Genomic DNA, 12,414 nt, shown 5'->3' on the forward strand with positions numbered 1-12,414 from the left:
TCATTGCCGTTACTTAACTTACCACACACGCCCACGTATAGCAAGAAGGAAATAGCTCCCACAAGAAAAAAGGCCAAATCGGAAAGATTTGGCCTTTTGGGAGATGCATCAATCCTGAAGGAATTCCAGGGTCTTTTCCACTGCCGTTTCTCCCTGTAAAACACAGTCGGGTATGCTCAGTCCCTCGAAGGAACTTCCCGTGATGAAAATACCGGGAATGGATTCCTCCGCCTTCCTTGCCATTTCCCTTATGCGGTCCCGGTGTCCGACCGTATACTGTGGCATGGATTGCTTATATCTCGACACAATGGTGAATTCCGGCTTCGCGTTCAATTCAACGATTTTGTTCAGATCCTCAATGACAATCTGCTCAATCTGATCATCGGAAAGATCAACAATCGCTTCATCGCCCGGTTTCCCTAAATAGCTCCTGATGAGTGCCTTTCCTTTTGGAGCCGTATGAGGCCATTTCCGATGTGTCCAGGCAGCTGCAGTGAGGGAAAAATCACTGTTTCTCGACACGAGGAACTCGGTGCCGTCCCTTTTCTGCTTGATCGCATCATTGTCGAAGCCCATGGCAACGGTGGCGACAGAAGTGGCGGGCATCTCTTTCAGAAAGTCCAGATACCCTTCTTGTGGAAGAAGTCTTTGAACCACGTGATGAGGGGCAGCCAGTATGACGGCATCGCACTCGATGCTTCCATCGGCAAAGGTGACGGAATATCCTTTCTCTTCTTTTCGGATATGGGTCGCCTTCATGCTTTTAAACACCGTTCCCGGTTCGATCTTCGCCTCCAATGCGTCGATCATGGACTGCAGTCCGCCGGTAAAGGTCAGAAATCCGCCTTCTGATGTCTCTTTCTGGCTGTTTTTTTTGATTCCTGCTATCAAACTGCGATGTTTTTGTTCAAGTTCATAGAATTGCGGAAAGGTGGACATGAGGCTCATCTGATCGATGTCCCCTGCAAAAATACCTGTCAAAAGGGGTTCAATGAGATGATCCACCACCTCATCTCCCATCCTTCTCCTGAAAAACGTACCGAGTGATTGGTCCTCCGTCATGTGAGAGCGCGGCAGGAGGAAATCTGCGGCTGCCCTCATCTTACCGGTGAGAGAGAAAAGATTGGTCGTGACAAAAGGTGCAATCTGGGTAGGGATGCCCACGATCGACCCTCCGGGAATCGGGTATAATTCCCCCCCGGCAATCACAAAGGACTTCCCTTTCTCATTCGTCACCAATGTATCGCTGATTCCGAGTTCCCCGGCCAGCTTCAGGATCGAGTCATTCGTCGTAAACACGGAATCAGGACCTTTCTCGATCACATATCCATCCCTTTTGACGGTCTGTACCTTTCCGCCGACCCTGTGTGTCGACTCTACAAGTTTCACATCATAAGGAAGCCCCTTTTCACGCGCTTCTTTTTGAAGGTAAAACGTTGCCGCCAATCCCGTGATGCCCCCGCCGATGACGACGACCCGTTTCTTCGTTCTGTCTGTCATACTTCATCGCCTTCTTTTATTCAAAGATCATAAAACACAGAGAAGGACTGGGCTGCGGGAATGGTTTCCTTCTGCCTCAGTCCAATTGCCTGAGCTACTGAATGTGCTTCAATACAACGTCTGCAAGGGCGTCGATGAATTCCGGCTTGCTATTCGGCATTTCCGGACGATAATAAGCCGCACCGATTTCATCCGTCACCACTTTACATTCGTAGTCATTATCGTATAGTACTTCCAAGTGGTCGGATACAAATCCAACTGGAGTATAAACAAAGGTTTTGTACCCTTTTTCCTCATGAAGATCTCTGGTCAGATCCTGTACATCGGGACCCAGCCAAGGATCCGGTGTATTCCCTTCACTCTGCCATCCGACCGCATACTCCTTCACGCCGGCACCATCTGCAATCATGCGTGCCGTGTCTTCAAGCTGCTTGGGATACGGATCCCCTGATTGGAGGATGCGCTGAGGCAGGCTGTGAGCTGACACAATCAGCACGGCTGATTCACGTTCCTCAGAAGACATACCCGCGTAGGTTTCCTTCACACGGTCGACCCAGTACTGAATGAATTTCGGCTCATCGTACCAGCTCTCAACGGACGTAATGATTGGTCCCCCCAGTTTCTCTGCCGCTTCTTTCGCCCTGCCGTTGTACGACTTCACGCTGAAGGTAGAGAAATGAGGAGCGAGTACGATGGAGACCGCTTCTTCAATTCCATCTCGATGCATCTGTTCCACTGCATCTTCCACGAATGGTTCGATATGCTTCAGACCTAGATACATTTTGAATTCAATCTCATCCTGCATATCATTTAAGTGTTCTTCAAGGCTCTTGGCCTGTTCCAGGGTGATCTTTGCCAAAGGGGAGATCCCCCCGATTGCTTCATACCGGCCCCGGAGGTCTTCAAGCAGTTCACTTGATGGTGCCCTACCGTGACGGATATGCGTGTAATAACGTTCAAGATCTTCTTCTTTATAGGGGGTCCCGTAAGCCATGACGAGGAGACCCATTTTTTTCTTAGACATACCTCTTCACCTCTTAGTTGATAACTTGTCTGTGAATATTGTGCCATGTTTGGACCATTAATACCAAAAATAGTGCTCGGCAGAACGGTTATCTCGAACTATAGTCGTGTACAAAGGCAGCAAGCCTCTTCAATGTGTCCGGATTCACCTGAGGGAACACCCCGTGTCCAAGGTTGAAGATATGGCCAGGCAGTTCCATGCCTTGATCCAGTATCGCTTTTGTACGCTCTTCGATGACTTCCCATGGTGCAAGAAGGATCGCAGGATCAAGATTACCCATAAGGGTCTTCGTAAGCCCCATCCCCCTTGCTTCCTTGATGGATAGTCTCCAGTCCAGACCGACGACGTCAACCGGCAGGTCATGCCATTCCCTTGCCAGATGACTCGCACCCACCCCGAAGAGGATGAGGGGAACTCCTGTTTCCTTCAATTCATTGAAGATACGTTCCATATATGGCTTGATGAAATAACGGTAGTCCTGTACGTTCAGTGCGCCAACCCAGGAATCAAATATTTGAAAAGCAGATGCTCCTGCCTTGATTTGTGATTTCCCATACGTGATGGTCATGTCAGACAGTTTGTCCATGAGGGCGAACCAGCTTTGAGGCTGTTCATACATGAAGGCCTTCGTCTTATTATAATTCTTTGATGGGCCACCCTCGATCATATAGCTTGCCATGGTGAACGGCGCCCCTGCAAATCCGATCAGGGGAACCGACAGCTGCTCGGTTGTCAGCAGACGGATCGTATCAAGTACGTAAGGAACATCCTCTTCCGGATGGATCTCGCCAAGCTTCTCCACATCCGACAGGGAGCGGATCGGCTGGTCGATGACCGGACCGATTCCAGACTTGATCTCTACATCCACTCCGATCGATGGGAGCGGTGACATGATATCCTTATAGAGGATGGCCGCGTCCACGTCGTATTGCTCGACCGGCAGCCTTGTCACATATGCGCAAAGTTCAGGCTGATGCGTGATTTCAAAAAGAGAATATTTCTCTTTGATCGCCCTGTATTCGGGCTGGGAACGTCCAGCCTGTCTCATGAACCATACCGGAGTATGCTCCGTATCTTCTCCCCTTGCTGCACGCAGCAGCGTATCATTCATTGCTTTCATACCTTTGTTCGTCCACCTTTCCTCGTACATCCAATATGTATAGTGTAGCCTAAGTAAGATTGATTCCAACAATTATGTAAGAGTTTTCATGAATATAGATGTTCTCAACCTCACTACTATAGACGTTTTCAGTCTGAAAGTATAGATTTACGTGGCAACTGTCATAAAATTGCCGATTTTCTCGGCTTTGCCACCGATTTATAAAACATTTCCCTCTTCATGTTACATGCAAACGGTTTTAGGGAAGAGTATAATAGAAGCTAACTATATCGCAAGAGGTGATGGACATGAAGATTTATATGACGACAGGGACCCATGATTTCCTAAAGACGATCAAAGACGAGCACCCGGGAGAGACAATGGTCCTCATGCAGGGAGAAGATGGACTTCTGATCCACGAAAGCGAAGGGGACAGCGTCTTCAGTTCCCCGCGCACCTATGACATCCTCGATTCATCCGGGGAGCTTACGGAAGAAGGGTTCGTGGTTTGCAACAATATACCTGTAACGGACGAAGGGCGCCCCTTATTCGAATACCGCTTTACCAATCGTGCCGGTCTTGTGGAGGAAGTGGAAGGCTTTATCTCAATCAGGGTATTGAGACCCCAAAGCTCTGATACATATGTGATCATGACACAGTGGAAGGATGAAAAAAGCTTCCTTGGTTGGCAGGAATCCAACCAGTACAAAAAGGCTCATGCCAAACGCGGAACGGAATCCGGAATCGACAATAAAAAAGACATCTTCCCCCGTTCATCCTATGTGACAAAATATCATGTGACGACCATCTGATCGTTTCAGTGGAGCCGCCGATTTTCGGCGGCTCCTTATTTGTGTGCCATAATGGACAATATACTCCCCTATTCCCCAGGAAATGCACTACGCCTGGCACGAACAGGTTTCGCCTTTCATATCTTATTACTACAAATCAGGGCTTTTGCCCTGTAAGAATGGAAAGGGGTTTTCCTAATGGGGATCGATTTGACCTCCCTGCACTGGATCTATTTATCGTTCATTGGATTGATCATCGCCTTTATGGTGTTCAGGAAGGACACCACCATCATTTGCATCCTGGGGATTTTCACCATTGCCGCTGTCGCCACCGGCTCTTTGACCGGATCAATCAGTTCGATCTTCTCAAGCTTTATCTATGCGATTACAGAACTGCTCCCCACCATACTCGTCATTTCCATCATCGTTGCCATGAGCAGAAGCTTGACCTCCACCGGCATCAATGATGTGATGATCAAACCATTCGCTTCATTCATCCGTACTCCGACCCTTGCCTACTGGACGATCGGTCTCGTCATGATGTTCATCTCCTGGTTTTTTTGGCCATCGCCAGCTGTCGCCCTACTCGGAGCCGTCCTTGTTCCTGTTGCCCTCAGGGTGGGGCTTCCGGCACTCGGAATCGCCATGGCCATGAACCTTTTCGGACACGGGATTGCCCTTTCAGGAGATTTTGTCATACAGGCTGCACCGAAGCTCACTTCGGATGCAGCAGGCATCCCGATCGGAGATGTTATTTCTGCAAGTATCCCGCTGGTCATTATCATGGGGGGGGTCACGACCGTAACGGCTTTCATTTTCCTGAAGAGGGATATGAAGCAGGGAAAACTGAAGGTGGAGACTTCACCTTTGCTGTTCACCGAAACGGACACCTCATCCTCCCTCTCCCCTGTCTGGAGACGGATCATTGCCATCCTGATTCCCGCCGCCTTCATCCTGAATGTGGTGGCGATGTCTGTTTTCAGTCTCCAGGGCGGAGATGCCACTGCATTGATTGGTGGTACCGCCATGTTCATCGTTCTTATCATCTCCCTTGCAGCATTCAAAGGAGATGGTTTGTCAAAAACCACCGGGTTCCTCATTGATGGATTCCAGTTCGGTTTCAAAGTGTTCGGTCCCGTCATTCCCATCGCAGCGTTCTTTTACCTCGGCGACTCAGGGTTTAATGCCATCATCGGTGATCACCTGCCGCAAACCTCCCACGGTATCGTCAATGATTTGGGCGCCGCTCTATCGACTGTCGTTCCGATATCTCAAGCAGTAGGTGCCGTTACACTGACTGCTGTAGGAGCCATAACCGGTCTTGATGGTTCAGGGTTTTCAGGTATTTCCCTCGTCGGGTCCATTGCCTCCCTATTTGCCGACAGCATTGGATCTGGGGTTGCGACCCTCACAGCCCTTGGACAGATTGCCGCCATCTGGGTCGGTGGTGGGACACTTGTTCCATGGGCTCTGATTCCTGCAGCGGCGATTTGCGGGGTTGACCCTTTCGAACTCGCCCGTCGCAACCTTCTCCCTGTCACCATCGGGTTGGTCGTAACGACGATTGCAGCCATGTTCCTTATGTAAAACGAAATGCGCCCCGGAAAGCAGATTCTGCTCCCGGGGCGCATTTTTGATATCTTCCTAAGAATAGAAGCTGCGAGTCTTTTCCACCTTGCTGACAGCTAGCACCCACCAGATCAAGAGCGGCTGGAAGAGGAGCCTCACCCAAAGCAGGGGAGCATTTGCTTCTTCCGCCCCGGGGGCGGGAATGCCTTTGACGGCTGCATAGATATTGGCAGGAAAGATCAGGACCAGATAGACGGCCGTTACGATGCCCGTTTTTCTTCTCGTCTTCGGAATGAGAAGGAGGATGGCGAGTATGAACTCAAGTATCCCCGTCAAATAGACCGCCTCCTCTTTCAGAGGAAGGAATGAAGGGATCATCCGCGCAAAGCCTTGGGCCTCTATGAAATGGAATACCCCCGCTGTAATGAAGAAGAAAGAGAATAGAACGAGGCCGAACCATCTCACTACTTTTTTTCGACGTGACACACGTTTCCCCACCTTTCCACTCCATCATACTATATGTATTTCGCTCAGCGAAAGACAAAAGAAGGGATTACCAGTCATTCAAGCGATTGGTAATCCCTTCTTGTTATTGCATAAAGGAGGCAGTCTTCGAAATCGGAGCCACGCCTGCGTGCCTGGCGCAACACTGCCTCTTCCACGAACCCCGTCTTTTCAAGGACAGTCCTCGAACCTATATTGGAGTCACGTACCATCGCCCACATACGGTTCAGGCCAAGATCTCGGAACCCGAATGACAGGATCTTCTCCACGGCTGAAGTGGCATAGCCCCGCCCCCAGAATCGACTGCCGATCCAGTAGCCCAGTTCTCCTGCATCATGCTCCTTATTCCGTCTGATCACGATTGTACCGACGATGTCGGATTGGTATTCGATTGCAAAGTTATACTCCTCATCAGCTTCCCACAAGGAGGGATGTGAGCGGATCCACTCCTCTGCATGTGAGAATTCATAAGGATGGGGCAAACCAATCGTATCTGCCAGCATCTTATCATCTGCAAGCTCGGTAATGGTTAATGCATCTTCTCGATGAAAAGGGCGTACACTGACTTTCATCCGCTCTTCACCTCTTTTCATGCTCGTGGAAATGACGGATCCGGTAAGCGAATTTCGCCGTCTCACCCAGCTGATCGAGAAGCTGGTAATTTGCGTATGCCCCTACCACCGCACCAATCCCGGGCACAAGCTGGAGCATTTTGATCAAATCGATATGGTCCCTGTATTCCTGCTGGAATGTCCGCCAGTCCATGTCTTTGACCCGTTCTTTCTCCGCATTCCAGTCTTCGATCACACTCAAGGTCTTCCGCTTATGCTCATCACTTGAAAACGCCAGTTGAAATACATATAGGAGAAACAGCCTCTCTTCATAGACATTCACATCATAGCCGTGAATGATCGAGCATTCTGTTAGGAACTTCATCTTTATCGACAGGAGCAGAGGAAAATCCGCCATGCCGAGGAAGAGCCCTCCTGCCCCGGTGCCTGCACCTTCTATGGTAGCCGTCTTCCTGTAAAACTCCAGTCGCTCCTTCATGCTTTCTTCCCTTTCCTGAAGGTTTCCCTTTGCAGTCACGGGATTCATCGGTAGCCAGCCTCCGCTGTTCAGCGTGATCTCCACCATGCGGCGGATGCTGTCCGTTATCAGGTTATGGGCCTTCTCGGGAATCCACGTATTCATTTTCGTCTGGGCCTTCTTGGATACTCTCTGCAGCCTGGAGGATTTACGTGTGATGCGGCGCTTCCACATATCAAGCTCTTGCTTTTCTATTTCCACTCTCATCCCTCCTCCACATGATGGTTAGTATACGTCCGGGTCATGAAAATGGTTTCACGAGTGAAGGGGATCCTGCATTTTCTTCAACCTCCCCACCAGATAGTGGCGGCTGAACAGGAGGGAAAAGACACATCCTGCAGCGAGCACGATCACTCCCCCCAGCCACTCTCCCCTTACGATTAATGGGATGGATAAGACGAACGCCTGGATGATGAGTGCCTGCATGATCACGGTTTGAAACGATGACTCCTTCAGCTTCCGGGGAACCGGATAAAGAAGCACCCATATCTTATAGTCAAACCTTTTGAATAGCGGGATGAGCTGGAAACCGGTCAAATACATGAAAAGGAGACCGGCGATCACGCTGAAGATCAAGGACGTATTGCTGTAGATCAAAACGGCGCCGATGAGGGTCAACCTGATATAGAGGCCAGAATATTCACTGGTTCTGACCAATGATCTGATATAGAGATAGCGGTACGACTTTCCTTGGTCCATCGTATTCGGCAATAAGGCATCGAGCCACTTCCTCCGATGAACCTTTCCTTTTAATTTCGGGACATCGGTGAACATATTGGCCATGCGGTAGAACATGAGCATGCGCTGTTGCTCAAGGGTGATCAGCAGGTCCCATTTCAGATTTTTCCCTTTGGCCACCTGCATGAAATACCCCACGTACAGGAGCTGGATGACTGCAATCGTTGCAATAACCCAGAGGTGAGCACCAGAGAGAATCAGGTACATGATGCTGCCGCTCAATAGAAATCGGAAGAACGAATCAGTGAAATGGACACTCCTCTCCTGAAAGCGGAGGATCTGCCACCGCATGAGAAGGTTCCACCATTTCACGGCAAGTACGATGATCAGAAGCGGGAAAAAGGTGCCGAATCCCTTCCCCGTCACTGCAACATACATGGGCATCATGGCAGCGAGCACAATAAGCTGGATGTAGGATTGAAAAGCGAAACTGACCCAGAGGCTCTTCGTGAAATAGCCCTTCAATTTCTTCTCAAGAGGGAGCAGGAACACCGCATCGGCTTCGCGGAGGAAGGTATATACCGGGCTCCATGCCAGAACAAGCCCCAAAATGACAGCCATGATCAGAGGAGCAGGAAAAGAAGGTTCCAATGTCTTGACCCACTGATTGTATGTATAGGCTCCTCCGCCGAATGCGAAGATCAAGACAAATAAAAGGTGATCATTGAACATGTACTTCAGATATTTTTGAAGCTCAAGGGTATATTCCGTCACCCGCTGCTTCCAAATCCCATTTACATTATTCATCATCCGATTCTTCCTTTGTCAGTTGAATGTAAATATCGTCAAGGGTGGCCCCGGGCATCGTGAATTCCCTCCGCAAATCGTCAAGGGTCCCTTTTGCACGGATTTTACCTTCGTGCAGGATGACGAACGAGTCACAATAGCGTTCGGCCGTCGCCAGGATGTGTGTGGACATGAGAATGCCGGCTCCCGTTGCTTTCATCTCCTCCATGGAATCAAGAAGTGACTGGATGCCGAGGGGATCCAGCCCGACAAATGGTTCATCGATGATGTACAGGCTTGGCTGGATCAGGAACGCACACATGATCATCACTTTCTGCTTCATTCCCTTTGAGAAATGGGCAGGGAACCACTTCAGCTTCTTTTCCATCCTATAGGCCTTCAGCAATCCGGGGAGACGATCGGAATACTCTTCTTCCGTCAATCCATATGCCATGGCTGTCAGCCTTAAATGCTCTTCAAGGGTGAGCTCATCATAAAGGATCGGTGTCTCGGGAATGTAGGAAAATTGTTTGCGGTACTGCTCGGGATCTTTCTTCAGGGTCTTTCCGTTGATGGATACATCCCCCTGCTTCGCTTCCATCAGTCCGATGATATGCTTGATCGTCGTACTTTTACCCGCCCCGTTCAACCCGATCAGTCCTACGATTTCATTGGACTCGATTGAGAAGGAAATATCTTTTAATACAGGCTTACGTGTATATCCACCAATCAAATGGTTGATTTCCAATAATGCCAAAGGGAAAACGTCCTTTCTCTGCACAGTCTTTGCTTCATTTTATCAAAATTCCGTGATGAAGGCATGTTTGATCAACAACTTTTCCATTATCTAGTACAAATAAATACCTACAGATGGGTCATCCTATAGTTGTAGGGGTAAGGCAATAAGAAAAACGGGGTGGTTGTTAAAGACCAGGATCCGAATTTCACTAATTGTTGCAGCATTTATGCTCTTCTTTAGTGAATGACATTCATTCACCATTCATTCAGACAAATGAGGTGTTTGTTAAAGAACAAGTTGACGTATACCCAAACACTTATACATTTTACGTGATATAAGGAGATGGAGATGGTCACATTGCACGAGTCATTCGTATGTATGCAAACCGTCAAATGAGGTGGTTGTCCAAGACGCTCAAGATTTTTTAAAAATCGATTGCGATAGGATCGTTCCGTTCACCTGCTGAATGGAATCGCCGACTTTACGAAAGCATCAGGAAGCACAACCCCTACGTGGAGAGGCGGGACATTCGTTCCCGTCTCTTCTTCATTTATATCTGCACCCGTGATAAAATACAACTACTACATATTGAAGGGTGGATATACAATGAGCGACTGTATTTTTTGCAAGATCATTGATGGGGAGATCCCATCCACAAAAGTATATGAAGATGAAAACGTGCTTGCCTTCCTTGATATCAGCCAAGTGACGAAAGGGCATACACTGATCATCCCGAAGCAGCATATGGAAAACGTCTATGAGCTTTCCCCGGAAGCGGCCGGGCACGTGTTCCAGGCGGCTCCGAAAGTGGCGTCCGCCATCAAGGAAGCGTTCCAACCCATCGGGCTGAACCTCCTCAGCAACACGGGGGAAGCAGCCGGCCAATCCGTGTTTCATTTCCATCTGCATCTCATCCCGCGCTACGGTGAAGGCGACGGATTCGGCGCCGTCTGGAAGACCCATACAGACGACTACACCCCCGAGGACCTGCAGGAAATCGCCGCATCCATCTCTGGCCATATTTGAGAAGGAACAGGTCCGTTGACATAAGGGGTCGATGTGTTATAATAGTCCTAACTTTTCGCTGATGGCAATAGTGCACATCAGGAGGAGCAGAGAAAGCATAGACGAGTTGAGGAGAGATGAAAATGAATACAAAAACGCTTGTATCCCTGTCACTATTGATCGGGATAGGAACCGCACTGCATGCCGTAATCCCTGGGATCTTCCTTGGTATGAAGCCTGACATGATGCTTACGATGATGTTTTTAGGGATCATGCTGTTCCCTGCCAAGAAGAATGTACTGCTTGTGGGACTGTTGACCGGTGTCATTTCCGGATTAACCACCCAGTTCCCTGGAGGATTCCTCCCGAACCTGATCGACAAGCCCGTGACAGCATTTGTTTTTTACGGATTATTCTTGCTTACAAGAAAATACTCCCGATCCATTTTGGGAGCAATCGTACTGACAGCCATCGGAACGCTCGTTTCCGGAGCCATCTTCCTTGGTTCAGCTTCAGTCATCGTCGGTCTTCCTGGAGCATTCATCGCCCTGTTCGCAGCGGTCGTACTGCCTGCTACAGTCGTCAACGCCGGTGCAATGTTCGTCGTATATCCGATTATCAATGGTATCTTAAAGCGTTCTTCCATAAGCGAAGCGGTCACGTCAGATCAGCTTCAATGAAAAAAGGCCCCCTTTGGGCCTTTTTTTTATGAAGCTATCCACCAAAGGATGCTTCCGATCACTAGGGAAGCTGCTCCCGCCGTCCCCATCATTCCCGCCCTTTTCTTCAGGATGCTCTTAGGAGGATAGATCCCCGGTCTTTGAAAACTCATAATATTGTACACCATACTGATCACCAAAATCACACTGAGAGCAAAGAAACCGAAAATGATTCCGTCCATTCTTCCCCCTCCTCTCCCTTATTCGTATGCGTCCATTCGAATACTTATGAACAATCCCGTTTCAAACTGTTACAATAGGGAAAAGGATATCTACATCTTTTGTAGAATAATAATACTACCAAGCAATCAGAGGTGAAGGGCATGAAAGTGAAATCATTGATGTACGGTTTGATCGTGGGCGGCATCGTCGCAGGTGCAGGCTCCCTTCTCTCAGCTCCTTCTTCAGGGAAGGAATTGAGGGGAAAACTGAAAGACAAGCAGAATGATTGGAAGCTGACACTCGAAGACTTAAAAGAGCGGGCAAATGAACTGAAGGAATCCATCGGAACGCTCTCTCAGGAAAGCAAGGAAACCGTTCTTCAGCTTTCAAAAGATCTTCAGGCTTCCATTAAAGAGTGGCAAATATCGACCGCCCCAAACAACGAACGCCTTCAAAAAGAAATCGAAACCGTGAGGCAAACGATTGAAGATCTAGAAAAATCCATCGATCTCCCAGGTTCGTCCCAATCGAAGTAAACCATAGGGAAAGCCCGTATCCACCTTGTATGTTCCAAAACATGAAGGCCTCTGCGATGCGGGTTTTTCAATTCCCTGCATGAACTTCTAAAAATTTTGTGAATTTAGACTTTATTATTCATTACTTTATTGGCATAATAAAATATAAGCGCTTTCTTTTTAACAGCCTGGTGCTTCAAAGGAAAAAGAAAAGGGGAAAAGATTTTTTAGTAA

General features: G+C 48.7%; 14 protein-coding genes. 5 read left to right on the top strand and 9 right to left on the bottom strand.

Annotated features, from left to right (window positions below; translation table 11 throughout):
- Nucleotides 1-108: 108 nt before the first annotated feature.
- From hemY to hemE, 3 genes are all read right to left on the bottom strand, one after another.
- Nucleotides 109-1,500, bottom strand: a complete 1,392-nt coding sequence (gene hemY / locus AF331_RS08355; protein WP_053427604.1) for a protoporphyrinogen oxidase — start codon at nt 1,498-1,500, stop codon at nt 109-111.
- A 94-nt stretch (nt 1,501-1,594) separates the two neighbouring features.
- Nucleotides 1,595-2,524, bottom strand: a complete 930-nt coding sequence (gene hemH, locus AF331_RS08360; protein WP_053427605.1) for a ferrochelatase — start codon at nt 2,522-2,524, stop codon at nt 1,595-1,597.
- 88 nt (nt 2,525-2,612) lie between these two features.
- Nucleotides 2,613-3,644 carry a uroporphyrinogen decarboxylase gene (gene hemE / locus AF331_RS08365; RefSeq protein WP_053427606.1) on the bottom strand — a complete coding sequence of 344 codons (1,032 nt, stop codon included), beginning with the start codon at nt 3,642-3,644 and terminating at the stop codon, nt 2,613-2,615.
- Nucleotides 3,645-3,931: 287 nt separating this feature from the next.
- On the opposite strand from hemE, the gene AF331_RS08370 reads away from it, so the two are divergent.
- Nucleotides 3,932-4,435 (top strand): antibiotic biosynthesis monooxygenase family protein, encoded by a 504-nt coding sequence (locus AF331_RS08370; RefSeq protein WP_053427607.1) that lies wholly within the window; start codon nt 3,932-3,934, stop codon nt 4,433-4,435.
- 177 nt (nt 4,436-4,612) lie between these two features.
- Nucleotides 4,613-6,001: a hypothetical protein gene (locus AF331_RS08375; protein ID WP_053427608.1), complete on the top strand. Its 1,389-nt coding sequence runs from the start codon at nt 4,613-4,615 to the stop codon at nt 5,999-6,001.
- A gap of 57 nt (nt 6,002-6,058) precedes the next feature.
- Here AF331_RS08375 and AF331_RS08380 read toward each other — a convergent pair whose 3' ends face one another.
- The 5 genes from AF331_RS08380 to AF331_RS08400 all read right to left on the bottom strand — a co-directional run bounded on the left by AF331_RS08380 (nt 6,059) and on the right by AF331_RS08400 (nt 9,797).
- Nucleotides 6,059-6,469: a DoxX family protein gene (locus tag AF331_RS08380; RefSeq protein WP_235576337.1), complete on the bottom strand. Its 411-nt coding sequence runs from the start codon at nt 6,467-6,469 to the stop codon at nt 6,059-6,061.
- A 74-nt stretch (nt 6,470-6,543) separates the two neighbouring features.
- On the bottom strand, nt 6,544-7,059 hold the full coding sequence (locus AF331_RS08385; protein ID WP_053427609.1) for a GNAT family N-acetyltransferase: 516 nt from the start codon (nt 7,057-7,059) through the stop codon (nt 6,544-6,546).
- 7 nt (nt 7,060-7,066) lie between these two features.
- Nucleotides 7,067-7,750, bottom strand: a complete 684-nt coding sequence (locus AF331_RS08390) for an EcsC family protein (RefSeq protein ID WP_412177712.1) — start codon at nt 7,748-7,750, stop codon at nt 7,067-7,069.
- 81 nt (nt 7,751-7,831) lie between these two features.
- Nucleotides 7,832-9,061: an ABC transporter permease gene (locus AF331_RS08395; RefSeq protein ID WP_053427841.1), complete on the bottom strand. Its 1,230-nt coding sequence runs from the start codon at nt 9,059-9,061 to the stop codon at nt 7,832-7,834.
- A complete protein-coding gene (locus tag AF331_RS08400; RefSeq protein WP_053427611.1) occupies nt 9,054-9,797 on the bottom strand; it encodes an ABC transporter ATP-binding protein in 744 nt (247 codons plus the stop codon). The genes AF331_RS08395 and AF331_RS08400 overlap by 8 nt, the downstream gene beginning before the upstream one ends.
- A 588-nt stretch (nt 9,798-10,385) precedes the next feature.
- Between AF331_RS08400 and AF331_RS08405 the strand changes: the two genes are divergently transcribed.
- Nucleotides 10,386-10,805, top strand: a complete 420-nt coding sequence (locus AF331_RS08405) for an HIT family protein (RefSeq protein ID WP_053427612.1) — start codon at nt 10,386-10,388, stop codon at nt 10,803-10,805.
- A 122-nt stretch (nt 10,806-10,927) separates the two neighbouring features.
- A complete protein-coding gene (locus tag AF331_RS08410; protein WP_048004402.1) occupies nt 10,928-11,464 on the top strand; it encodes a tryptophan transporter in 537 nt (178 codons plus the stop codon).
- Nucleotides 11,465-11,490: 26 nt separating this feature from the next.
- On the opposite strand, the gene AF331_RS08415 is transcribed toward AF331_RS08410, so the two are convergent.
- Nucleotides 11,491-11,685 (bottom strand): hypothetical protein, encoded by a 195-nt coding sequence (locus AF331_RS08415; protein ID WP_048004403.1) that lies wholly within the window; start codon nt 11,683-11,685, stop codon nt 11,491-11,493.
- 141 nt (nt 11,686-11,826) lie between these two features.
- Here AF331_RS08415 and AF331_RS08420 point away from each other — a divergent pair, with 141 nt between their 5' ends.
- Nucleotides 11,827-12,201, top strand: a complete 375-nt coding sequence (locus AF331_RS08420) for a YtxH domain-containing protein (protein WP_053427613.1) — start codon at nt 11,827-11,829, stop codon at nt 12,199-12,201.
- Nucleotides 12,202-12,414 lie beyond the last annotated feature (213 nt).

The sequence above is a fragment of the Rossellomorea marisflavi genome, assembly GCF_001274775.1.
In the GTDB taxonomy this organism is placed as follows: Bacteria; Bacillota; Bacilli; order Bacillales; family Bacillaceae_B; genus Rossellomorea; species Rossellomorea marisflavi.